The sequence below is a fragment of the Listeria ivanovii subsp. ivanovii genome (genome assembly GCF_900187025.1).
GTDB classification, from domain to species: Bacteria; Bacillota; Bacilli; order Lactobacillales; family Listeriaceae; genus Listeria; species Listeria ivanovii.
This window is the reverse complement of record NZ_LT906478.1, coordinates 1,585,492-1,608,232: the sequence shown is the minus strand read 5'-3', so window position 1 is coordinate 1,608,232 and position 22,741 is coordinate 1,585,492. Positions and strand designations below refer to the sequence as shown.

The window sequence follows — 22,741 nt, the reverse complement described above, 5'->3', positions numbered from 1 at the left end:
TGAGACTGGTATTATTACAGTATCTTAAATGAAAAAGGGGAGAAATTAATGAATGCTAAAAGATGGATTGCACTAGGAATTGTTCTCGCGCTTTTAATCGTAAGTGCGTTAGCGAAAGTTACATCAACTCAACTAGCAAATCAAGAAGAGGAAGAAATGGCGGTAATTGATACTTTGTTTGCAGGGACAAATGAATTAACAGAAACCGTTATAGAAGATGCTGGACCAAGTAAAATAGCTGTTTTATCTGTAGACGGAACGATTCAAGATACAGGGGAAAGTATTTCTTTATTTGGGGGTGCTGGATATAATCATTCGTTCTTCATGGATCAGTTAGAGCAAATTCGTGATGATGAATCGATAAGAGGGGTTTTATTGTATGTAAATTCACCAGGTGGGGGCGTAATGGAGTCTGCACAAATTCGGGATAAAATTTTACAAATCAAAAAAGAACGTTCCATTCCATTCTATGTTTCAATGGGGAGTATGGCAGCATCCGGTGGGTATTATATTTCCGCACCAGCTGACAAAATTTTCGCTAGTAAAGAAACACTTACCGGCTCACTTGGCGTCATTATGCAAGGGTATGACTATAGTGAGTTAATGAAAAAACTTGGAATTTCTGATAACACCATTAAAAGTGGTGCCCATAAAGATATCATGAGCGCAACGAGACCGATGACAGAAGACGAGAAAAAGATTATGCAATCCATGATTGATGACTCGTATAATGAATTTGTCCAAGTAGTGGCTAGTGGTCGTGGAATGAGCGATGAACAAGTTCGTAAAATTGCGGATGGTCGGATTTATGATGGCCGTCAAGCAAAAGAAAATGGTTTGATTGATGAATTTGGTTATCAAGAAGATGCCTTGGCCGCACTCAAAAAAGAGGAAAAGTTATCTAATGCGTCTGTTGTGCAATATGATGAGCCCACGAGCTTTGGTTCTTTCTTCTCTGTAGCGACTCAAAAAATGACTGGTCAAAATGCAGATATCACTCAATTAATCAAATTAACTGGAACATTACAAGCTCCAAGGATGATGTATTTATATGGAGAATAACGGGGGAGGAGAACTACCAATGACCGAAGAAAATATTGCTTTTCAAAATAAACGCCAAGTCTATCACTACGAACCTAAAACACTTCCGGAAGACACTATTCCAAAGCAATATTTTGCAGGCTTTTGGATTCGATTTTTAGCTTATCTAGTAGATTTAGTCACTATCCTGGCGATTACTGGCATTCTCGTTAATCCTATTTTCCGTATCGCAGGAATTCCAATGGACAAAAGCTTTTTCTCCATTTACTGGATTGCTACCACACTTGTTTTTTTAGCCTATTTTGTCTTGTTAACAAAGTTTTTCGGACAAACACTTGGCAAAATGCTTTTTGGACTTCGTGTGATCAAACTTAATGGCGAAAAATTATCTTGGTTAACCGTTTTATTTCGTGAAGGAGCGATTCGCTTTGTTTTAAAAACCGTTTGGCCCCTATATTTAGTATGTGCTTTTACGCCAAACAAACAAGGAATTGCTGATTTTCTTGAGTCTACTTCTGTCGTACACAGTGGCTACTTAGAATTAGATGATAAATGGTCAAATGGAGCAAAAAAATAGCTTATAACCATTATCTTCTTTAAAATGAAGTAGAAGCGTCAAATTAAAGGAGGAAGAATAATGACTCAAGTAACATTTAAGCATAATCCAGTTACCTTAGTTGGTACAGAACGAAAAGTGGGCGATAAAGCGCCGAACTTCACGGTAGTAAATAGGGATTTAGAAGAAGTAACCTTGCACGATTACGATGGGAAAGTTAGACTTATTAGTGTTGTACCTTCGATAGATACAAGTGTTTGTTCAACGCAAACTCGTAAATTTAATGAAGAAGCAAGCAACTTAGATAATACCGTTGTTTTGACAATTTCAGTTGATTTACCATTCGCACAAAAGAAATGGTGTGCAGCAGAAGGTTTACCAAACGCAATTACGTTATCTGATCACCGGAATCTTTCTTTCGGGGAAGCTTATGGTGTGATTATGAAAGAACTTCGCTTATTAGCTCGTTCCGTATTTGTTGTGAATGCAGCAGGTGAAATTGTATACACAGAAGTGGTCCCTGAAGGCAGCGATCATCCTAATTATGAAGCAGCAATAGAAGCCGCAAAAAAGGCCTAAACTAAAAGCTCTCCTTTCATTAGGAGGGCTTTTTTTCTGTATTATTACTAAAGATAAACTGTACTAATTATAATACGATATTTTCCATAGATAATTCTTGTTTTACTATAGAAAATCCTTTCACATTCTGCGGAAATACTGTATAATATTTGGTGGTGTTAGTAATGATAAAAATTCGAGGTGTTACTTTTGGCAAATGAAGCAACGCAAGAATTATTTCAAGTGCTTGATAGTACGGCTATTATCTTGCAAAATGAACTTGAAATAAGCTATTTGGAAGCGGTTTATGAAACAGGTGAAAATCTGTTTCAAAAAGAAGTTTTACAAAAAGAAGAGTTGTCTTCTGAAAAACAAACGAAATTAGAAGAGTATTATGAAAGTATAGAACTCGAAAATTTCTCTAATGAAGAAATTCGCAAAGGTCTTCAGCTCGCACTACTCAAAGGCATGAAACACGGCATTCAAGTGAATCACCAAATGACACCAGATTCGATCGGATTTATTGTGGCATATTTACTTGAAAAAGTGATTCAAAAAAAGAAAAATATTTCTATTTTGGATCCTGCTTGTGGCACAGCGAACCTTTTAACTACTGTGATTAATCAACTAGAATTAAAGGAAGGCATGGAGATTCATGCGAGTGGAGTAGATGTAGATGATTTGCTTATTTCGCTTGCACTTGTTGGCGCGGACTTGCAGCGACAAAAAATGACACTCCTTCATCAAGATGGGTTAGCGAACCTATTAGTGGATCCGGTTGATGTGGTTGTAAGCGATTTACCTGTTGGCTATTATCCAGATGATGAGAATGCAAAATCATTTGAGCTTTGCCGTGAAGAAGGGCATTCATTTGCACATTTCCTGTTTATGGAACAGGGGATGCGCTACACAAAACCAGGAGGATATTTATTCTTTTTGGTACCTGACGCAATGTTTGGGACTAGTGACTTTGCTAAGGTGGACAAGTTTATCAAGAAAAATGGTCATATCGAGGGAATTATTAAATTGCCCGAAACACTGTTTAAGTCTGAACAAGCACGAAAAAGCATCTTGATTTTACGGAAAGCGGCAGAAAATGTGAAGCCGCCAAAAGAAGTTTTACTTGCTAATCTCTCATCGCTTACAGATCCAAGTATTACTGCGCCGATCTTGGCGGAAATTGAGAATTGGTTCAAGGGAAACAATAATGGAAGGAATTGACAAAAACAAAATGGAAAAAACAATTGCAATTAACGCCGGAAGCTCATCACTGAAATTCCAATTATACGATATGCCATCTGAACGAGTTATTACAGCAGGTATTGTAGAAAGAATTGGTTTAAAAGATTCTATTTTTACAATTACTGTAGACGGAGAAAAAATCAAAGAAGTGGTTGATATTCCTGACCATGAAATCGCTGTGCAAATGCTACTTGAAAAATTAATTAATCATAAAGTCATCGGTTCTTATGATGAAATTACAGGAATTGGTCACCGTGTGGTTCACGGCGGCGAAAGATTCCCTGAGTCCGTTTATATTGACGATGAAGTTATTAAAGATATTGAAGCATTATCCGAACTTGCGCCACTTCATAATCCGGCTAACGTTACTGGAATTAAAGCATTCCGTAAAATCTTACCTGATGTTGTTTCGGTTGCCGTTTTTGATACAGCCTTCCACCAAACAATGCCACCTGCAAGTTATTTATACAGCTTGCCATACAGATACTATGAAGATTATGGTATCCGTAAATATGGTTTCCATGGTACAAGCCACAAATATGTATCTGAACGTGCCGCAGAACTTTTAGGTCGTCCGGTTGAAGAATTGCGTTTACTTACTTGTCACCTTGGTAATGGTGCTAGTATCGCTGCAATTGAAGGCGGGAAATCAATGGATACTTCCATGGGATTCACACCACTTGCCGGCGTTTCAATGGGAACTCGTTCTGGTAATATTGACCCAGCACTTATTCCGTTTATCATGGAAAAAACTGGTAAAACTGCAGAACAAGTATTAGATGTCTTGAATAAAGAATCTGGTATGCTTGGCGTATCTGGTATTTCTAGTGACCTTCGTGATCTTGAAGATGAAGCAGCAAAAGGAAATGATCGTGCCGAACTTGCACTTCAAGTATTTGTTGATCGTATCCATAAGTATATTGGTTCTTATGCGGCTCGTATGAACGGTGTAGATGCCATTATTTTCACAGCAGGTATTGGTGAAAATAGTTCCTTTATCCGTGAAAAAGTACTCCGAGGTTTAGAATTTATGGGTGTATACTGGGATCCAGCACTTAATCAAGTGCGCGGTGAAGAAAGATTTCTCAACTATCCACATTCCCCAGTAAAAGTTATCATTATTCCAACGAACGAAGAATTAATGATTGCTCGTGATGTGGAAACAATTAAAAATAATCGCTAAAAAATAATTTTTAGTCTTATAAAAAGAACGTCCCTTCTATTAAGAAAGGGCGTTCTTTTTTTGACAATTAGTTAGGCCATAAACTAGGGTTTGAGTAGTAGGCATCTAAATCGTCACTAAACCATCTACCGTTTAAGACTTGATGAACCATTTGATTTTTAGCTACATCAGAAATACTAGCATCTGCTTCGATACGTTTAATAATAGCTTGATTTGTATCGGTTTCTTTTTTCATTTCAATTTGAGCTTGGTTATCATCAGCATCTAAAATTAGACTACTTGGATTGTTATTGCTCCACGAAGTCCATTTCGTTAAGTTATCTCCATTTGGGTTTCCATCATGCAAGAAATTTTTTAGATAGGCGCGGTATTGTTCTTGTAAATCTTCTGCACCTGGTAATTGATAGGACTCTGTAATGGTCGATAAATATGTCTGATTGTTACTATCTAAGAAGGGGATAAACACACCATGGTAGGCGCCAACAAGGCTCATATCAGTGGTTGTTTTTAACTTTGTTCCAAACGGCATTTTCGTATTATAAATTGGTGCATCATAATTTTGCGACATTTTTTCAGCAGACAACTCTGTATTAAACAGAGAGTAAAAATCACTACCATATTGTTTAGCAAATTGGAACTCTGCAAGTTTTTCAGGATCTTTTAGAATATCTCCACTAGCAATACTCTCTGCAAAGTAAGGATCTCCCATTGCGAAAAAGGAGAATTCACTTGTACCGGATAACATGATTAAAGGGACGTTATTATAGTTTTTTGTATCAAAACCATCTTTGGGAATGACAGCTCCATCAGTATACAAGTGAGGGAAGGCGCTCATCCGAATGGAAGCATTTTCCATTAACTTGCTTAATCTTTCAGCGGAAAGTCCATACAAATAATCACGAACTTCTTTTTTATCTTCTTGTAACCAAGTGTAAGCTTCATCTTCGGTTGCTTTCACACCGTCTTCTACAACGAGGGGCGCAATTGCTTTGGCAAAAACTTTTACGCTGTCATCTGGGTCAGCAACAGTCATTCCACCACTAAAGGCGATTGCTTTTTGATATTTATCTTTAAAAATGGGAGAAGTGAGTGATGCCATTACATCTCTACCACCTGCAGAAAAACCTGTGAACGTAATGTTGTCTGGATTACCGCCAAAAGCTTCGACATTTTCTTTAACCCAATCAAGTGACTTTGCCATATCAAGTAAAGCATAGTTACCTGAATCTTCTAGTTTATCACCCGTGTTGAGGGCTGGTAGTGGATTAAAACCAAGTGCTCCAAGACGATAATCAACGGAGATGAAAATGGTATTTAAATCTTTTACAAAAGCTTCTCCGCCAATTTCGGTTGCACTGCCGCCTTGGTTGTTTCCGCCATGAATGTAAACCATAACCGGTAATTTTTTCTCGGAAGTATCTGGTCGGTAAATATTCATGTTAAGGCTTTCTTCGTTTCCTGTTATACCATCTTGGGTTGTTTGAATAAATACCTCTTTATCTTTTGTCGCGTCCATTGTCCCATCATATTTTGCAGGACTTTCTGGTTTTTTCCAACGCAAATCTTTTACTGGTGCTTTGGCATAAGGAACACCTTTCCAAACTAAAGCGCTTTCATTTTTATCCTTATAACCTTTCACTTTTCCGTATTTAGTAGTTACCGTTACGCCTTTTTTGTAAACTAAAGTATCTTTTTTTGTGTTTTGATCGGCTCCACACCCAGCAATTATAAGCAAACAACCAACTAACACTAACAACATCCACTTTTTCATTTTCCCACTCCTTAAAATTAAATTAGCTAATAAAAAACCTGAAACAAACGCGCACTTAAAGAGTACGTGTTTGTTTCAGGTTATGCCCAAAAGGTTACATTCCTTTAACAAAATATAAGATGACTTAAATATAGCATGGAATTCGATAAAAACAATACGAACTAAATAAAATTTACTTAATTGCCACATTTGGATTTTTTCATGTTTATTTGATACGTTTTAATTGTGTTTACATTTTATTGGAACAAAAAAACAGACACTTTCCAAAGAAAGCGCCTGTTTTATCATGTCAACTTATTTTTCATCTTTGTAATCTGGTACATCATTGCGGACAACTAGTACATCACAAGGGGAGTGGCGAATGATATATTCAGACACACTGCCAATCAATAAACGTTCAACCGCATTTAGACCTGTAGCGCCACACATGATTAAGTCAGCTTGGAATGCTTTTGCCGCTTCTTTTGTGATGGCTGTTTTTGGTGAACCATATTCAATATAGCTTTCGACTTTTGTAACACCGGCTTTTAAAGCATCTTCTTTATAGCCGCTTAGTAGTTCATCTGCATATTCTGTTGCTTTGTCTGCCATACTTGTATCGTAATTAGCTACAGATGAAAAAGCGCGGGTATCAATAACGTGTACAAGACCAAGGGCCGCATCATTACGGTTTGCAACCTGAATGGCTTTTTGGAATGCTCTTTCTGCTTCTTTGGACCCGTCGACTGCGACTAAAACTCTTTCGTATTGTTGTAACATAATAATTCCTCCAATCAAAAATATGTATCTTCTATATTTATATTTTACCCCTTTTTTCGTAAAAGAACCATTAATTGGAAAATAAATTATGCTTCTGAATTATTTTTTGCTTTTTACAATTCTTTTGTGTGAATTTAGATTAGTTTCTTTTTTACAACTTAGGTATATTGTGTTAGCATAATGATGTAGAATTTTTTTAGTAGTCTATAATACCTATACCAAGGAGAGTGATTTTCATGTTAATCGGCGTACCAAAAGAGATAAAAAATAACGAGAATAGGGTGGCGATGACTCCGGCCAGTGTTTTTTCCTATGTAAATGCAGGACACACTGTTTACGTGGAAAAAGGTGCGGGTATCGGGTCTAATTATCAAGATGCTGATTTTGTACAAGCGGGAGCGAAAATTGTCGAAACAGCTAAAGAAGCTTGGGAAGTTGATATGGTTGTGAAAGTAAAAGAACCAATTACATCCGAGTATACATATTTCAAAGAAGGCTTGTTACTTTTCACCTATTTACATTTGGCTAATGAACCAACACTTGCAGAGGCATTAATGCAAAGTAAAGTAAATAGTGTAGCTTATGAAACAGTGGAGCTTGCAGATCACACATTACCACTACTTTCACCAATGAGTGAAGTTGCTGGACGAATGGCGGCTCAAATTGGCGCTCAATTTTTACAAAGAACAAATGGTGGCATGGGTGTGTTACTTGGTGGAGTACCTGGTGTGGAGAAGAGTGAAGTAGTTATTATTGGAGGCGGAATTGCTGGAGCAAATGCAGCTAAAATTGCGACAGGTCTCGGGGCTAATGTAACAATTCTCGATAAGAATTTAAAACGGCTTCGCGAACTGGATGATATTTTTGGTAATCAAGTGCAAACATTAATGTCGAATGATTTTAATATTGAAACAGCTGTGAAAAAAGCGGATTTAGTTATTGGAGCGGTATTAATTCCAGGGGCAAAAGCACCAAAACTAGTTAAAGAGCATGTCATCAAACAAATGATTCCAGGGTCAGTGCTTGTGGATATCGCTATTGACCAAGGTGGGATTTTTGAAACAACAGATCATGTTTCGACCCACGATAATCCAACCTATGAAAAATACGGTGTGCTTCATTATGCGGTCGCAAATATGCCGGGAGCAGTTCCGCGGACATCTACTTTAGCCCTCACCAATGCTACTTTACCATTTGGGTTAAAACTTGCAAATGAAGGTTTAGAAGCGGCCGTTAAAAAAGACCCTTACTTACTTCGTGGCCTAAATACTTACCAAGGGCATATTACGTATAAAGCTGTTGCTGATTCTCTAGGGTTAGCTTACACAGACAGCAAGGACTTAATTTAATAAAAGCAACTAGGACAACTATTAAAAATTTGGAAGCAAATAAGCAGAAATCTTTGTATAAAGCCATTTTCAAAATGGAGCATACAAGATTCCTGCTTATTTTTCATTTAAAGCCGTTTTTTACTATTGGATAACTTGCAATGTTTTTGGGAATTCTGTTAATACTTCTACGCCATCTTTGGTTATGACAAGATCATCTTCAATACGAACACCAGCAACACCTGGAACATAAATACCTGGTTCGATGGTAAATACCATATTTTCCTGTAGTTCCATGTTGTTTGTTTCGGTAATAGAAGGGAACTCGTGAACACTAGCACCAAGACCGTGACCAAGACGATGTGGGAAATAATCACCATACCCAGCCTCGCGAATAATGTTTCTAGCAGTTAAATCAATTTCGCTTGCCTTCACGCCGGCTTTTACTTTTTCCACTGCAGTAACTTGTGCTTCTAGAACGGTTTCATAAATCTTTTTCTGCTCATCGGAAATGTTACCAAAAGCAACTGTTCGCGTGATGTCCGAGCAATAACCTTTATGGACAACGCCTAAATCAAATAAAACTAAATCACCTTTTTTGATTTGCGTTTCACCAGGAGTACCATGTGGTAGGGCGCCATTTTTTCCAGTAAGCACCATTGTATCAAAAGACATTGCTGTTACGCCTTTTTTCTTCATTTCATATTCGATTTTCGCGACGATTTCGGCTTCTGTTTTCCCTTCTGCAATTTCGTCTATGCCAACTTGTACTGCATAATCAGCAAGTAATGCAGCCTCTTTTAAAATTTTTAATTCGGCTTCTGTTTTAATAAGGCGAATTTGTTCAATTTTATGTTCAATCGGAATGAAAGAGCTACCAGCGAATAGCCCGGAAAGTTGTTCGTAACGGTCCACACTCATATGTTTTTTTTCAATGGCAAATTTACTTGGATTGGCTACACGTTTTTTTATTTCATCCGCAATGATGGTGAATGGGTTCTCCGTGTCGTTATATCCATATGATGGATGAGACCAATCGCCACCACGAACATCTTCTACTTCTAAAGCCGGTGTAAAAAGAAATGGTTCACTTTCTGGGAAAATGGCTAATCCAAGTACACGCTCATGTGGCTTACTATGGTAGCCAGAAAAATAAGCAATATTTTCTGGGTCCGTCAAAAATGCCACCTCAGCACCTTGGTCTTTCAACCAATTTTGTAGGACATCAATATTTTTTTCCATTATTGTACCTTCTTTCCAATTGATTTCTATCCAATGATAACACGGCTTGGAAATATTTTGCTAATAAACACCTCCTAGTTTACGAGGTGTTATATATTAGTTTATAATAAGAATGGTACAATAATACACATCGAATATTAATCGGGAAGGAAGTTTTTTAACATGAAAATTTCATTTCATGGTCAGTCTTGTATTAAAATTATTACTGGGGATACAACTATTTTAGTTGATCCATTTATTTCTGGGAATAAAAAATGTGATTTGAAAGCAGAGGAGCAAATGCCAGATTATATCGTTCTGTCACATGGGCATGATGATCATGTTGGTGATACAGTTCAGATTGCGAAAAACGCTGGAACAGAAGTCATCTGTAACGCGGATTTAGCTGCATTTTTAGCAGTAGAAGAAGGACTTGAAAAAATTGCTGCGATGCATATTGGTGGGAAAAGAAAGTTTGATTTTGGTCAAGTAAAACTTACGCAAGCTTTTCATGGTTCGCAAACAGTTCGAGATGGACGGATAATAAATTTAGGTTTTCCAACCGGAATTGTTTTTACGATAGAAGGGAAAAATATATATTTTGCAGGAGATACAGGACTATTTTCTGATATGAAATTAATTGGAGAATTAAATCCGCTTGATGTTGCCTTTTTACCAATTGGTGATAATTTTACGATGGGACCAGAAGATGCGGCAATTGCGGCTCGATTTTTACAAGCAAAAATGGTTATTCCGATGCACTATAATACATTTCCACTTATTGAACAAGATCCGCATAAGTTTGTTGCCTCGCTTGATACAGGGATTACCGGAAAAGTACTAGAGATTGGTGAAGGAATCGAAATCTAACAAAAAAGAAATGGGTGAACAAGTCGTGGCCACAAAACATGAACAGATTTTAAAATACATTGAAAATCTTGCGGTTGGAGAAAAAATTTCTGTGCGAAAAATCGCCAAAAATTTGTCTGTAAGTGAAGGGACTGCTTATCGAGCAATCAAAGACGCAGAAATTATTGGCTTTGTTTCTACTATCAAGCGAGTGGGGACGCTTCGGATTGAACGAAAGCAAAAAGATAGCATAGAAAAATTAACTTTTGCAGAGATTGTTAATATGATCGATGACCAAGTACTTGGTGGTCGTGCTGGACTTTATAAATCACTCAATAAGTTTGTTATCGGAGCCATGACAGTCGAAGCGATGGAACGCTACACGGATGCTGGCAATTTACTTATTGTCGGCAACCGTGTGAGCGCTCATGAACTTGCTTTGAAGCGTGGGGCAGCAGTACTTATCACTGGTGGATTTGATACAGATGATGAAGTAAAGCGCTTAGCAGATGAAAAAGAACTACCTATTTTATCTACTTCATACGATACATTTACAGTTGCAACGATGATTAACCGGGCAATTTATGACCAGTTAATCAAAAAAGAAGTTGTTTTTGTGGAGGATATTTTAACACCACTGGAAACAACCGCTTTTTTGTCAACGGCAGATAAAGTAGAAGATTGGCACAAAATGGAAGATTCTACTGGACACAGTCGTTTCCCTGTAGTCAACCGAGCAATGCGACTAACTGGGATGGTAACGAGCAAAGATATTTTAGACAAAAACCCAAGTATTTCCATTGAAAGAGTAATGACAAAAAATCCGTTAACGGTTGGTCCTAAAATGAGTGTAGCTTCTGTCGCGCACATGATGATTTGGGAAAGTATTGAAGTCATTCCGGTTGTAAAAGATGATTTAACCTTAATTGGTATTGTCAGCCGGCAAGATATTTTAAAATCGATGCAAATGATTCAAAAACAACCACAAGTTGGGGAAACAATCGATGACACTATCGCCAACCAACTTTCCGAAAAAGCAGATACAGGTGTAGAAGCTGACTATGAATTTAAAGTTAGTCCACAAATGACCAATTCGCTAGGAACTTTGTCTTACGGTGTATTTACAGAAGTTGTTTGTGAAGTCGTTCAACAAAAATTATTTTCCATGAAAAAACGCAACGTTGCTATTGAAAATGTAACCATGTATTTTCTGAAACCAGTTCAAATGGATGCGACTATCGTGATTAAACCACGTATTTTGGAAATGGGGCGTAAAGCTGGGAAGTTAGATGTGGAACTTTATTTAGAGGGAATTTTGACCGGAAAAGCCATTGTTGCTTGTCAAATGATGGAACGCTAAACAGAAACTGAGGCGAAACAATGAAAACAGAGATTTTACAAGAAATAAAACAATTTGAAACAATTATTTTGCATCGTCATGTGCGGCCAGACCCTGATGCTTACGGTTCGCAAATGGGGCTTGCTGAAATTATCCGTACAAGCTTTCCAAAGAAAAAAGTGTATTCAGTTGGAAATGATGAAATATCCTTGCAGTTTCTTGGTAAGGTGGATGAGATTACAGATGAAATTTATAAAGAGGCACTTGTTATCGTTTGTGATACGGCAAATCAAGAGCGTGTTTCAGACCAGCGCTTTAGTCTCGGTAAAAAACTAATCAAAATTGATCATCACCCGAATGATGATGCATACGGGGACTTGCTTTGGGTGAACACGAATGCTTCTTCTTGTAGCGAAATGATTGTGGATTTCTGGGAAACTTTTTCAGAAGAACTCGAATTAAATCAAACAGCAGCACGGCTATTATATGCGGGGATTGTTGGCGACACAGGAAGATTTCTTTATCCAAGTACGACAGAAGAAACGCTAAGATTATCTGCGCATTTAGTGACGTTTCCCTTTGATAGACCAGCACTTTACCGAGAATTATATGAATTACCAAAAAATACAGTGAAACTTTCTGGTTATATTTTACAAAATTTTGTGATGGATGAAAATGGAGCTGCAACTGTTTATTTGAGTGATACACTTTTGAATGAGTTTGAAGTTGATCCAAAAGATGCTTCCGCGCTTGTTTCGTCTATTGAGAATGTTGAAGGGATAAAAGCTTGGATTATGTTTATTCAAGAAGGCCCAGTTTTTAGAGCACGCTTACGTTCAAAAGGGCCAGTAATTAATGAACTAGCGAAGGAATACGGCGGCGGTGGTCATCCGTTAGCATCTGGAGCTACACTTCATAACGACGAAGAAATTCAAGAAATGACTAAAAAATTGCAATTAATTTGTGCAGATAAATAGAATGAGAATAAGGTCAGATGCGTATCTGGCTTTATTTTTATATAAAAACACGAACACACTTTCTTTTTTTTGCTTTAACCGATATAATGGAAAAAGAGAGTTTTGAAAGGAGAGAGGATAGTGGGATTTGTTCATTTACAAGTTTCGAGCGCATATGATTTACTTTCAAGTACGGCGTCGATTGATTCGCTTGTCACTAAAGCAAAAGAATACCATTATCCAGCCTTAGCAATTACGGATAAAAATGTGCTTTACGGAGCAGTTGAGTTTTACCAAAAATGTTTAGCAGCGGACATAAAACCAATTATTGGGATGACAGTAACAATACAAGGTTATTTAAATCCTATTAATTCCTATGAGTTGATATTAATTGCGGAAAAGACTGCTGGATATCATGAGTTACTTAAAATCGCTAGTGCCATTCAAACGCGTGAAGAAGGACAAGAACTTCCGCAGAGTTGGCTACGAGCTTATAGTAGTGATCTCATCGCGATTTCGCCAGGTGCCAAAGGGGAAGTAGAGCGGTTGCTTATGGAAGAAAATCAGGATGGGGCATTAGAAGCCTACCAAAATTTAGTCACTATTTTTGGCGAGGATTCTGTTTATTTGTCGTTACAAAAAGAAAATCCCCGCCTTTTTGCAAAAATCCAAACGTTTTGTGCGGAAGAAAACATTCGTGCAGTAGCAACAAAGGATGTACAATATATGGAACCAAAAGATGCGCAAGCGAAAGGAGTGTTGACGGCCATTCGAGATAATCGTACGGTTGATTGGACAACACTACCACTTGCAGGTCCTAATTACTTTACCTCACAGGAAGAAATGGAGCGAGATTGGCAAACCGACTTTGAAAAAATGGCGTGTGAGGAAACTGGCAAATTAGCAGATCGATGCCAAGTGGAAATTGCTTTAGACCAACATTTATTGCCACGTTTCCCCTTGAAAGCTGACCAAAATGCGCCGGAGATTTTACGACAAACGGCCTATGCTGGATTAGCAGAGCGTGAATTAATGGCGCCAGAATATCAAGAGCGTTTGGATTATGAGTTAAAAGTAATCACAGAAATGGGATTTGCAGATTATTTTCTTATCGTCTGGGATGTTATTCGTTATTCTAGAGAGGCCGGGATTTTAACAGGTCCTGGTCGTGGCTCGGCAGCGGGATCGTTAGTTTCTTTTGCGTTAAGAATTACCGATGTTGATCCAATTAAATATAACTTGTTATTTGAGCGTTTTTTAAATCCAGAGCGAATCACCATGCCAGATATTGACTTGGATTTCCCAGATAATCGTCGTGATGAAGTAATTTCTTATGTTGTATCGAAATACGGGGAAGCACATGTGGCGCAAATTGGTACATTTGGTACACTTGCAGCAAAAGCCGCGATTCGTGATACGGCAAGGAGCTTTGGTCTGAATTCCGTGCTTTTATCTGAGTGGTCTAAACTTATCCCAAGCCAATTAGGGATTACTTTACACAAAGCGATTCAAGAAAATCCGCGGCTAGAAAACCATATAAAAAGTTCGAAAGTAAATGAAATGATATGGGAAGTAGCCTGTCAGCTAGAAGGGTTACCGCGCCATATTTCCACCCATGCAGCTGGAATTGTCATTAGTGATAAACCGCTTGTTGAACAAGTCGCTCTGCAATTAGGTAGCGGCGATGCACGCTTAACTCAGTTTGCTATGGGGGAATTAGAAAAAATTGGCTTACTTAAAATGGACTTTCTTGGACTTAGAAATTTAAGTTTACTTGATCGTGTGTTAAAATCGGTCAATTATACCCGAGAAAAACCACTAACTTTGGCAGATATTTCACTAGAAGATGAAAAAACGTTAAAATTATTCCAAACTGGGGATACAACAGGTGTTTTCCAATTTGAATCTGATGGAATTCGTCGCGTACTTCGGAAGTTAAAACCAACTTCTTTTGAAGATATTGTTGCAGTAGACGCGCTTTATCGCCCAGGCCCAATGGAGCAAATTGATACATTTATTGCTAGAAAGCATGGAAAAGAAGCAATACAATATCCGCATCCTGATTTGGCGCCGATTTTAGAAGTGACATATGGCGTTATCGTTTATCAAGAACAAATTATTCAAGTTGCTAATCAAATGGCTGGATTTTCACTTGGCGAGGCAGATTTATTACGTCGCGCAGTAAGTAAGAAAAAAGCAGATGTGCTACAGGAAGAACGCATCCATTTTGTAGAAGGGGCGAGAAGTAAAGGCTATTCTGAAAGTAGCGCCAATCAAGTCTATGATATGATTGTGCAATTTGCAAATTACGGATTTAACCGGAGTCATGCCGCTGCATATTCCAAAATTGCCTTTCAATTAGCTTACCTTAAAGCAAACTATCCAGCAGCGTTTATGTCTTCCTTACTAAGTTCTGTTTTCGGAAATGACGATAAGATTGCCCAATATATTACCGAAGCAAAAAATTATGGTATTCGTATGTTAGCTCCAAGTATTAATCATAGTAATTATTATTTCCAAATGGAAAGCGAAACATCTATCCGCTATAGTTTTCGCGTCATTCGGAAAGTACCAACCAAGTTTGTTCTCGAAATTATCAACGAACGAAAAAAAGCGCCTTTCCAAGACTTCTTTGATTTTTGTGAAAGAATGCCCCATAAAATGTTGTCAGAAACGGTATTAGAAGCGTTAGTCTTATCCGGATGTTTTGATGAGTTTGGAGAAGACCGGGCAACTATTTTGGCGACGATTGATGCAGTACTGCAATACATTTCTCTTCTCGGTGAAGATTCTAAAGGGATGAATCTTTTTGCAGAAGACGATGATTTCTTGAAGAAAATGAAACCACGTTACCGGAAAACAGCACCCATTTCAATAGATGAAAAATTAGAAAAAGAAAAACTGTATACAGGTCAATATGTATCGGCGCATCCAGTATCATACTATCAAACAAAATTACAAAATTTGACTATTACTAGACTTGCGAATATTAGTTCCGGAAAAACGTATCAAGTAGCTGTTTATGTCCATGAAGTAAAATCTATTAGGACAAAAAAAGGCGAAACCATGTGCTTTATGACAATTAGTGATGATACGAAAGAATTAAGCGCTGTGATGTTTCCAGAAAGCTATCGCAAGTATGCATCACTTGCTCAAAAAGGAGAAATTCTTTTCTTACATGTTAAAGCGGACAAAAGAAACGGAGAACTTCAGCTAATTGTCAACCAAGCAGAAGATTTAAAAGAAGTGAAAGCTCCTGCGAGACTATTTATCAAATTAACCGAACCAGTACAAATGGAACAATTAAGACCTATTTTGTTACAATTTAAAGGGGAGTCAAAGGTTATTATCCATCAAGCCTTGACTAAGCAAACAACCGAATTAAAAAATATTCAAGTTACACCGTCAAATGAATTACAAGAGGCGCTAGTAGAGCTCCTTGGGAAAGAGAATGTTGTTTTTAAGTAATCTTAGACTTTCTATATTTATAGAAAGTATGTTATAGTTTAACGTGGGAAACGATATTGCGCAGTCTGTCCAATGATTATTCGGACGGACTGGCATTTTGTCTTCTTATGGGAAAATGCGGTTAAAAATATGTTTCATGTCTTTATATTTTTTCATTTTATAACATTCAAAAACCGTTAATACCACAATAGAAAGCGTAAATGGGGAGGGTTATCCTTGCTAGGAGACTTGTTTACAAAACCAAAAAAGAGAAAATATGCCACAATTCCTTCTGATAGTACAAAAGCGGATGTTCCAGAAGGCATTATGACAAAATGTCCAGAATGTAAAAAAATAATGTATACCAAAGAATTGCAAAAAAACTTGATGGTATGCAATTATTGTGGTTTTCATCATCCAATTGGGGCAAAAGTAAGAATTGATATGCTTGTTGATGAGGATTCTTTTGAAGAACTCGATGCTAATTTAACTACAGCCAATCCACTTGGTTTTGAAAATTATATGGATCGAATCGAAAAAGATAAGCAAAAAACAGGTTTGAAAGAAGCAATTGTTACTGGCCATGCGACAATGGATGGAAATCCGTTAGTTATTGCTGTAATGGATTCTCGCTTTAGAATGGCAAGTATGGGTTCTGTCGTCGGCGAAAAAATTCTTCGTGCGGTAGAAGAAGCAGATAAGACAAATAAACCTTTTGTTATATTTACTGCTTCAGGTGGCGCTCGGATGCAAGAAGGGATGATTTCTCTTATGCAAATGGCAAAAACCTCAGCAGCATTCAAACGGTTCAGCAACCATGGCGGATTAGTAATCACCGTAATGACCCACCCGACAACTGGGGGAGTCTCTGCTAGTTTTGCTTCTCTTGGCGATTATAATTTTGCAGAACCAGGAGCACTTATCGGTTTCGCTGGACGCCGAGTGATTGAACAAACTGTCCGGGAAGAGCTACCAGAGGACTTCCAAACATCTGAATTTTTGCTTAAACATGGGCAATTAGATGATTGTATTTCGCGACTTGATTTGCAAAAAAAATTAAGCTTTATTTTAAAAATCCACGCGAAAACACCTGAAACAGGAGGTGAATCTGATGCCGAGTGAAATGGAATTTGAAAAGCCAATTTTAGAATTAAAAAGTAAAATTGCCGATTTAAAAGAATACAACGAAACTTCCGATGTCGATTTATCGAATGAAATCGAAAAGTTAGAAAAACGTCTAGCTAAGTTAGAAGCGAGCATTTACAGTAACATGACTGCATGGGATAAGTTCCAAGTTGCCCGTCATCCAGAACGACCTACCACGCTAGATTACATCCCGCTTTTATTTGAAGATTTCATGGAACTTCATGGTGACCGTGCATTTGGTGATGATGCAGCTATCGTTGGTGGAATTGCGACATTCAAGGGTACTCCTGTTACTGTCATTGGGCATCAACGTGGTAAAGATACAAAAGATAATTTGCATCGTAATTTTGGAATGCCACATCCAGAAGGTTTCCGTAAAGCACTTCGCTTGATGAAACAAGCGGATAAATTTGGTCGACCAATTATTTGTTTTATTGATACAAAAGGAGCCTATCCTGGCCGTGCAGCCGAAGAACGTGGGCAAAGTGAAGCAATTGCTAGAAACCTTTACGAAATGAGCGATATGAAAGTACCAATCATTTCTATAGTTATTGGTGAAGGTGGGAGCGGTGGTGCACTTGCTTTAGGTGTCGGTAATCAGATATTTATGCTTGAAAATGCGGTTTTCTCAGTTATATCACCAGAAGGAGCAGCAGCAATCTTATGGAAAGATGCTGGTCAAGCAAAAAAAGCAGCTGAATCCATGCGCATCACAGCAGGAGATTTGTATGAGCTCCATATTACAGATGGAATCATTCCAGAAGTCAAAGGTGGAGCACATCGCGACTTAGCTGCTCAAGCAGAAGAAATTAATAAAACCATTACCAAATCGTTACATGCTTTAATGGCGTTTTCCGAAGAGCAATTAATCGAGCAACGTTATGAAAAATTCAAGAAAATCGGCGTGTACGAAACTTTATAAAGCACGAACAGAAGAAGATTTCCTCTACTTAGGGAATCTTCTTCTTTGGTATATACCGAAATGAATAAAGAAAGTTTAATGCTTCACAAGTATAGACCAATTGTTTTTCTTTAACTGTATATAGCCATTTATGCGTAATATTGGAATAGACCGATATGGAAAGAGCAATACAGTTGCTTTTAATAGCGAAAAAAGTGTCTTATTGGTGCTTTCCATTTAACTCTTTTTCATGTAGAATAAACACATGTGATGAAAAACAATATCATTGTCTGAGGTGGTAAGTAAAATGAAACGAATTGCAATTTTAACAAGTGGAGGAGACGCTCCAGGTATGAATGCAGCCACTCGTGCTGTTGTACGTAAAGCAATCTATGAAGGACTTGAAGTTTATGGAATTAACTATGGCTTTTTAGGATTAGTCAATGGAGATATTCGTAAACTAGAATTAGGTTCCGTTGGTGATTTACTTCATCGCGGTGGAACATTCCTATATTCTGCAAGATATCCTGAATTTGCTACAGAAGAAGGACAACTTAAAGGAATTGAGCAACTGAAGAAACATCAAATCGATGGTTTAGTTGTTATCGGTGGAGACGGATCTTACCACGGAGCAGAGGCGCTAACAAAACGTGGCTTCCCAACTATTGGTATCCCGGGAACGATTGATAATGATATTTCTGGTACAGATTTTACGATTGGTTTTGATACTGCGCTTAACACAGTTCTTGATGCATTAGATAAAATCCGTGATACAGCAACAAGTCATGAACGTACTTTTATTATTGAAGTAATGGGTCGTGACGCTGGAGATATCGCACTTTGGTCTGGTCTTGCTGGCGGTGCGGAAGCTATTATCGTTCCAGAAGAAAGTTTCAACATGGATGATGTCGTGGATCGTTTGAACAAAGGTCGCGAACGTGGTAAAAAACATAGCATTATCGTAGTTGCAGAAGGCGTTATGTCTGGTAACGAATTTGCTAAACAATTAGCTGAATATGGTGATTATCATGCACGTGTTACTGTTTTAGGGCATGTTCAACGTGGTGGTAGTCCAACTGCTTTTGACCGTGTACTTGCAAGTCGTCTTGGGGCGCGCGCAGTAGAATTATTGTTAGAAAACCGCGGAGGATTAGCAGTTGGAATCCGTGAAAATAGAATTGTCGAAAATAACATTGGTGAAATTTTGAAAGAAAAACACACACTTGATCAAAAACTATTTGATCTTGCATCTATTTTATCGATTTAAAACGGCTGAAGAGCTGGCTGCCATGACAAAGCATGGTAGCCTTTCTTTGTGAAAAATTTTAGTCACGTATTAAAAATAAACTCTCTGAAAAGAGAAGTAAATTGCTGAGTAAGCATGCTATAGCAATCCAGAAAACGTTTTCTTGTTATCGTTATCATGCTAGTGCACTGTACTTTTATTCACAAACTTACTTGTAATACATGGTTGTTACTGGTAAAATGTGGAAGATATGTTTATAATAAATACGAATGAATAGCTAAGTTCTAGGAGGAGTAATAACATGAAAAAAACGAAAATTGTTTGTACAATTGGTCCTGCAAGTGAGTCAGTTGATACATTAGTTCAATTGATTGAAGCAGGAATGAACGTAGCACGTCTTAATTTCTCTCACGGAGATTTTGAAGAGCACGGTGCGCGTATTGTTAATATCCGTGAAGCATCTAAAATTACTGGTAAACAAGTAGCTATCTTACTTGATACAAAAGGTCCAGAAATCCGTACGAACGACATGGTTGGCGGAAAATTAGAATTCCAAACAGGTGATGTAGTACGTGTTGCCATGACTCCTGTTGAAGGAACAAAAGAAAAATTCTCAGTAACATACGGAGAGCTTTTTGACGATGTAGAAATTGGTTCTTCTATTTTACTTGATGACGGATTAATTGGTCTTGAAGTAATCGAAAAAGACGCTGCTAATCGCGAATTAGTAACAAAAGTACTTAACCCAGGCGTGCTTAAAAATAAAAAAGGTGTTAACGTACCGAATGTTTCTATTAACTTGCCAGGAATCACAGAAAAAGACGCTGCTGATATCCGCTTCGGTTTAGAACAAGGTATTGATTTTATCGCTGCATCTTTCGTACGTCGTGCAACAGATGTACTTGAAATCACTAAAATTTTGGAAGAGCATAATGCAACCCATGTGCAAATCATTCCTAAAATCGAAAACCAAGAAGGCGTTGACAACATCGACGAAATCTTGCAAGTATCTCAAGGCCTAATGGTTGCTCGTGGTGATCTTGGTGTTGAAATTCCAGCTGAAGAAGTTCCGATTGTACAAAAAGAACTTATCAGAAAATGTAACAAACTTGGAAAACCTGTTATCACTGCAACACAAATGCTTGATTCCATGCAACGTAATCCACGTCCAACTCGCGCTGAAGCAAGTGACGTAGCGAATGCGATTTTTGATGGAACAGATGCAATTATGTTATCAGGTGAAACAGCTGCCGGAGATTATCCAGTAGAAGCAGTTAAAATGATGGCGAAAATCGCTGTTCGTACAGAAGAAGTATTAGTTGCTCAAGATAAATTTGCACTTAAACTTCATGAAAATACAGACATGACAGAAGCAATTGGTCAAGCTGTTGGACATACTGCGAAAAACTTAAACGTACAAACCATCGTTGCAGCGACTCAAAGTGGTCACACTGCACGGATGATTTCTAAATACCGTCCAAAATCTCATATCGTTGCTGTAACATTCAACGAACATGTATATCGTGGTTTAGCACTTTCATGGGGTGTTTATCCTCGCTTAGCTACTCCAGTTAGCAATACAGATGAAATGTTCGACCTAGCTGTGAAAGAATCTCTTGCTTCTGGCGTTGCTAAACAAGGTGATTTAATCATCATTACAGCTGGTGTTCCCGTTACTGAAAGTGGAACTACAAACGTAATGAAAATCCAATTAATTGGTGAAAAAGTAGTTAAAGGCCAAGGAATTGGTAGCAAATCTGTTATTGGTAAAGCAATTGTTGCAAAATCCAATGCAGAAGCACTTCAAAAAGCAGAAGAAGGCGGAATCTTAATCGTTAAAACAACAGATAAAGAAATCCTTCCTGCGTTTGAAAAAAGTGCAGCAGTTGTTGTCGAAGAAGGTGGTTTAACTAGCCATGCAGCAGTTGTTGGAATCAACCTTGGAATTCCTGTAATCGTTGGAGCTAAAGATGCTACCTCTCTTGTAAAAGATGGGGAAATTATCACTGTTGATTCTCGTCAAGGTGTAGTATACAACGGTAAAACAGCAACTCACTAAAATTTAACTTTCTAAAAGCGTCCTGCATGCGGGACGCTTTTTTCTATGTGCGCTGTATTGTTTTTCGATTATGCCAAAATAGGTTATAATAGACAGTAAGTATTGGAGTTGATTTTATGAGAAAATTTATCCTTTATTGGGCCTTATATGGTTTAATAGAATTAATTATTTACGTGTGGCTCTTCCAAGTAATTGGTTTTTTGCCACTTCTTATTATCCAAGTTGCTTCAACGGCTTTTGGTATCTTTATTATCAAACGTCTAGGTGGCAATTTATTTCGAAATTTGCGTGATGGACGCACAGTAGCGCCATATTTATTAGATAGTATCTGCTTTTTTATTGCTGGCTTTTTACTGATTATTCCAGGGCTTATGACAACCGTACTTGGACTACTCCTATTTATCCCGTTTTCTCGCAAAATATTAAAGCCAAGAGTAACCAAATGGATTGGAAACCAAAAGAAACATACCCAATATTATTATTTTGATATGTAATGACAAACCTCTATGGGAAGGACTTTCTTTCTGTAGAGGTTTCATTGAAAAAGTCAATAGATTTTTCTTATGATGTTTTAGTATTACTATAAGGTATGTTTATGATATAATTATTGTTATCTCGTTTCTAGGATTCGTGATATAGAAAGGTGACAAACTATGTTTACAGAAAGCATGTTGTTTTTACTTCTTTTTTTACTTCTTGGGCTGATAGCAAAAAATAACTCGCTCGTTATTGCAGTAGCAGTAGTAATCTTATTAAAGCTTTTTCATGTTGACGGCAAAGTGATGGAAGTCATTCAAGTAAAAGGAATCAACTGGGGCGTAACGATTATTACGATTGCGATTTTAATTCCAATAGCAACTGGTCAAATTGGCTTTAAAGATTTAATTGATTCTTTTAAATCAGCTGCTGGTTGGATTGGTCTTGGAGCTGGGATAGCTGTTTCCATTTTGGCGAAAAAGGGTGTTGGCTATATGGCTGTTGATCCACAAGTGACTGTCTCGCTCGTATTCGGAACTATTTTAGCAGTAGTTCTGTTCAGAGGAGTTGCAGCTGGGCCGGTAATCGCTGCTGGAATTGCTTATATTGCGATGCAGGTGGTTGCCTTCATAAAATAACTACATACGTAAAAATGGATAAAA

Annotated in this window: 19 protein-coding genes; 16 read left to right on the top strand and 3 right to left on the bottom strand. The window is 37.7% G+C overall.

Annotated features, from left to right (window positions below):
• Positions 1-48 precede the first annotated feature (48 nt).
• From sppA to CKV67_RS07900, 5 genes are all read left to right on the top strand, one after another.
• Positions 49-1,062 carry a signal peptide peptidase SppA gene (sppA, locus tag CKV67_RS07920; protein ID WP_025279958.1) on the top strand — a complete coding sequence of 338 codons (1,014 nt, stop codon included), beginning with the start codon at positions 49-51 and terminating at the stop codon, positions 1,060-1,062.
• Positions 1,063-1,081: 19 nt separating this feature from the next.
• Entirely contained in the window at positions 1,082-1,618 is a 537-nt protein-coding gene (locus CKV67_RS07915) for an RDD family protein (protein WP_014092938.1), read from the top strand.
• Positions 1,619-1,678: 60 nt separating this feature from the next.
• A complete protein-coding gene (tpx, locus tag CKV67_RS07910; protein ID WP_003736727.1) occupies positions 1,679-2,176 on the top strand; it encodes a thiol peroxidase in 498 nt (165 codons plus the stop codon).
• 189 nt (positions 2,177-2,365) lie between these two features.
• Entirely contained in the window at positions 2,366-3,376 is a 1,011-nt protein-coding gene (locus tag CKV67_RS07905) for a class I SAM-dependent methyltransferase (RefSeq protein ID WP_014092937.1), read from the top strand.
• A 10-nt stretch (positions 3,377-3,386) separates the two neighbouring features.
• Positions 3,387-4,580: an acetate kinase gene (locus CKV67_RS07900; RefSeq protein ID WP_014092936.1), complete on the top strand. Its 1,194-nt coding sequence runs from the start codon at positions 3,387-3,389 to the stop codon at positions 4,578-4,580.
• 67 nt (positions 4,581-4,647) lie between these two features.
• Here CKV67_RS07900 and CKV67_RS07895 read toward each other — a convergent pair whose 3' ends face one another.
• Both CKV67_RS07895 and CKV67_RS07890 read right to left on the bottom strand, forming a co-directional pair.
• A complete protein-coding gene (locus tag CKV67_RS07895) occupies positions 4,648-6,351 on the bottom strand; it encodes a carboxylesterase family protein (RefSeq protein WP_014092935.1) in 1,704 nt (567 codons plus the stop codon).
• Positions 6,352-6,645: 294 nt separating this feature from the next.
• Positions 6,646-7,110, bottom strand: coding sequence for a universal stress protein (locus tag CKV67_RS07890; protein WP_003719873.1), 465 nt, complete (start codon positions 7,108-7,110; stop codon positions 6,646-6,648).
• Between the two features lie 236 nt (positions 7,111-7,346).
• On the opposite strand from CKV67_RS07890, the gene ald reads away from it, so the two are divergent.
• Positions 7,347-8,459 (top strand): alanine dehydrogenase, encoded by a 1,113-nt coding sequence (gene ald / locus CKV67_RS07885; protein WP_014092934.1) that lies wholly within the window; start codon positions 7,347-7,349, stop codon positions 8,457-8,459.
• Between the two features lie 123 nt (positions 8,460-8,582).
• On the opposite strand, the gene CKV67_RS07880 is transcribed toward ald, so the two are convergent.
• The gene (locus CKV67_RS07880) at positions 8,583-9,680 is read right to left on the bottom strand and encodes a M24 family metallopeptidase (protein WP_025279957.1); all 1,098 of its coding nucleotides are present in this window, start codon (positions 9,678-9,680) and stop codon (positions 8,583-8,585) included.
• Positions 9,681-9,842: 162 nt separating this feature from the next.
• Here CKV67_RS07880 and CKV67_RS07875 point away from each other — a divergent pair, with 162 nt between their 5' ends.
• The 10 genes from CKV67_RS07875 to CKV67_RS07830 all read left to right on the top strand — a co-directional run bounded on the left by CKV67_RS07875 (position 9,843) and on the right by CKV67_RS07830 (position 22,717).
• Positions 9,843-10,529: a metal-dependent hydrolase gene (locus tag CKV67_RS07875; protein WP_014092932.1), complete on the top strand. Its 687-nt coding sequence runs from the start codon at positions 9,843-9,845 to the stop codon at positions 10,527-10,529.
• 25 nt (positions 10,530-10,554) lie between these two features.
• Positions 10,555-11,868: a CBS-HotDog domain-containing transcription factor YtoI gene (gene ytoI, locus CKV67_RS07870; RefSeq protein ID WP_025279956.1), complete on the top strand. Its 1,314-nt coding sequence runs from the start codon at positions 10,555-10,557 to the stop codon at positions 11,866-11,868.
• A gap of 20 nt (positions 11,869-11,888) precedes the next feature.
• Entirely contained in the window at positions 11,889-12,824 is a 936-nt protein-coding gene (locus CKV67_RS07865) for a DHH family phosphoesterase (protein ID WP_014092930.1), read from the top strand.
• A 120-nt stretch (positions 12,825-12,944) separates the two neighbouring features.
• The gene (dnaE, locus tag CKV67_RS07860; RefSeq protein WP_014092929.1) at positions 12,945-16,271 is read left to right on the top strand and encodes a DNA polymerase III subunit alpha; all 3,327 of its coding nucleotides are present in this window, start codon (positions 12,945-12,947) and stop codon (positions 16,269-16,271) included.
• Positions 16,272-16,487: 216 nt separating this feature from the next.
• Positions 16,488-17,372 carry an acetyl-CoA carboxylase, carboxyltransferase subunit beta gene (gene accD, locus CKV67_RS07855; RefSeq protein WP_014092928.1) on the top strand — a complete coding sequence of 295 codons (885 nt, stop codon included), beginning with the start codon at positions 16,488-16,490 and terminating at the stop codon, positions 17,370-17,372.
• Positions 17,362-18,318, top strand: a complete 957-nt coding sequence (locus CKV67_RS07850; RefSeq protein ID WP_014092927.1) for an acetyl-CoA carboxylase carboxyltransferase subunit alpha — start codon at positions 17,362-17,364, stop codon at positions 18,316-18,318. Before accD ends, CKV67_RS07850 begins: the two co-directional genes overlap by 11 nt.
• A gap of 286 nt (positions 18,319-18,604) precedes the next feature.
• Positions 18,605-19,564, top strand: coding sequence for a 6-phosphofructokinase (gene pfkA / locus CKV67_RS07845; protein WP_011702369.1), 960 nt, complete (start codon positions 18,605-18,607; stop codon positions 19,562-19,564).
• A gap of 280 nt (positions 19,565-19,844) precedes the next feature.
• Positions 19,845-21,602, top strand: a complete 1,758-nt coding sequence (gene pyk, locus CKV67_RS07840; protein WP_014092926.1) for a pyruvate kinase — start codon at positions 19,845-19,847, stop codon at positions 21,600-21,602.
• A gap of 116 nt (positions 21,603-21,718) precedes the next feature.
• Entirely contained in the window at positions 21,719-22,096 is a 378-nt protein-coding gene (locus CKV67_RS07835; RefSeq protein WP_014092925.1) for an FxsA family protein, read from the top strand.
• Positions 22,097-22,255: 159 nt separating this feature from the next.
• On the top strand, positions 22,256-22,717 hold the full coding sequence (locus tag CKV67_RS07830; RefSeq protein WP_014092924.1) for a DUF441 domain-containing protein: 462 nt from the start codon (positions 22,256-22,258) through the stop codon (positions 22,715-22,717).
• Positions 22,718-22,741: the final 24 nt, after the last annotated feature.

Coding starts and splice junctions, on each gene's coding strand:
- CKV67_RS07865 (WP_014092930.1), top strand. CDS start 11,889: ATGAAAACAGAGATTTTACAAGAAATAAAACAATTTGAAACAATTATT.
- pyk (WP_014092926.1), top strand. CDS start 19,845: ATGAAAAAAACGAAAATTGTTTGTACAATTGGTCCTGCAAGTGAGTCA.
- CKV67_RS07875 (WP_014092932.1), top strand. CDS start 9,843: ATGAAAATTTCATTTCATGGTCAGTCTTGTATTAAAATTATTACTGGG.
- CKV67_RS07835 (WP_014092925.1), top strand. CDS start 21,719: ATGAGAAAATTTATCCTTTATTGGGCCTTATATGGTTTAATAGAATTA.
- CKV67_RS07890 (WP_003719873.1), bottom strand. CDS start 7,110: ATGTTACAACAATACGAAAGAGTTTTAGTCGCAGTCGACGGGTCCAAA.
- CKV67_RS07850 (WP_014092927.1), top strand. CDS start 17,362: ATGCCGAGTGAAATGGAATTTGAAAAGCCAATTTTAGAATTAAAAAGT.
- CKV67_RS07830 (WP_014092924.1), top strand. CDS start 22,256: ATGTTTACAGAAAGCATGTTGTTTTTACTTCTTTTTTTACTTCTTGGG.
- tpx (WP_003736727.1), top strand. CDS start 1,679: ATGACTCAAGTAACATTTAAGCATAATCCAGTTACCTTAGTTGGTACA.
- sppA (WP_025279958.1), top strand. CDS start 49: ATGAATGCTAAAAGATGGATTGCACTAGGAATTGTTCTCGCGCTTTTA.
- CKV67_RS07895 (WP_014092935.1), bottom strand. CDS start 6,351: ATGAAAAAGTGGATGTTGTTAGTGTTAGTTGGTTGTTTGCTTATAATT.
- CKV67_RS07900 (WP_014092936.1), top strand. CDS start 3,387: ATGGAAAAAACAATTGCAATTAACGCCGGAAGCTCATCACTGAAATTC.
- CKV67_RS07880 (WP_025279957.1), bottom strand. CDS start 9,680: ATGGAAAAAAATATTGATGTCCTACAAAATTGGTTGAAAGACCAAGGT.
- CKV67_RS07915 (WP_014092938.1), top strand. CDS start 1,082: ATGACCGAAGAAAATATTGCTTTTCAAAATAAACGCCAAGTCTATCAC.
- pfkA (WP_011702369.1), top strand. CDS start 18,605: ATGAAACGAATTGCAATTTTAACAAGTGGAGGAGACGCTCCAGGTATG.
- ald (WP_014092934.1), top strand. CDS start 7,347: ATGTTAATCGGCGTACCAAAAGAGATAAAAAATAACGAGAATAGGGTG.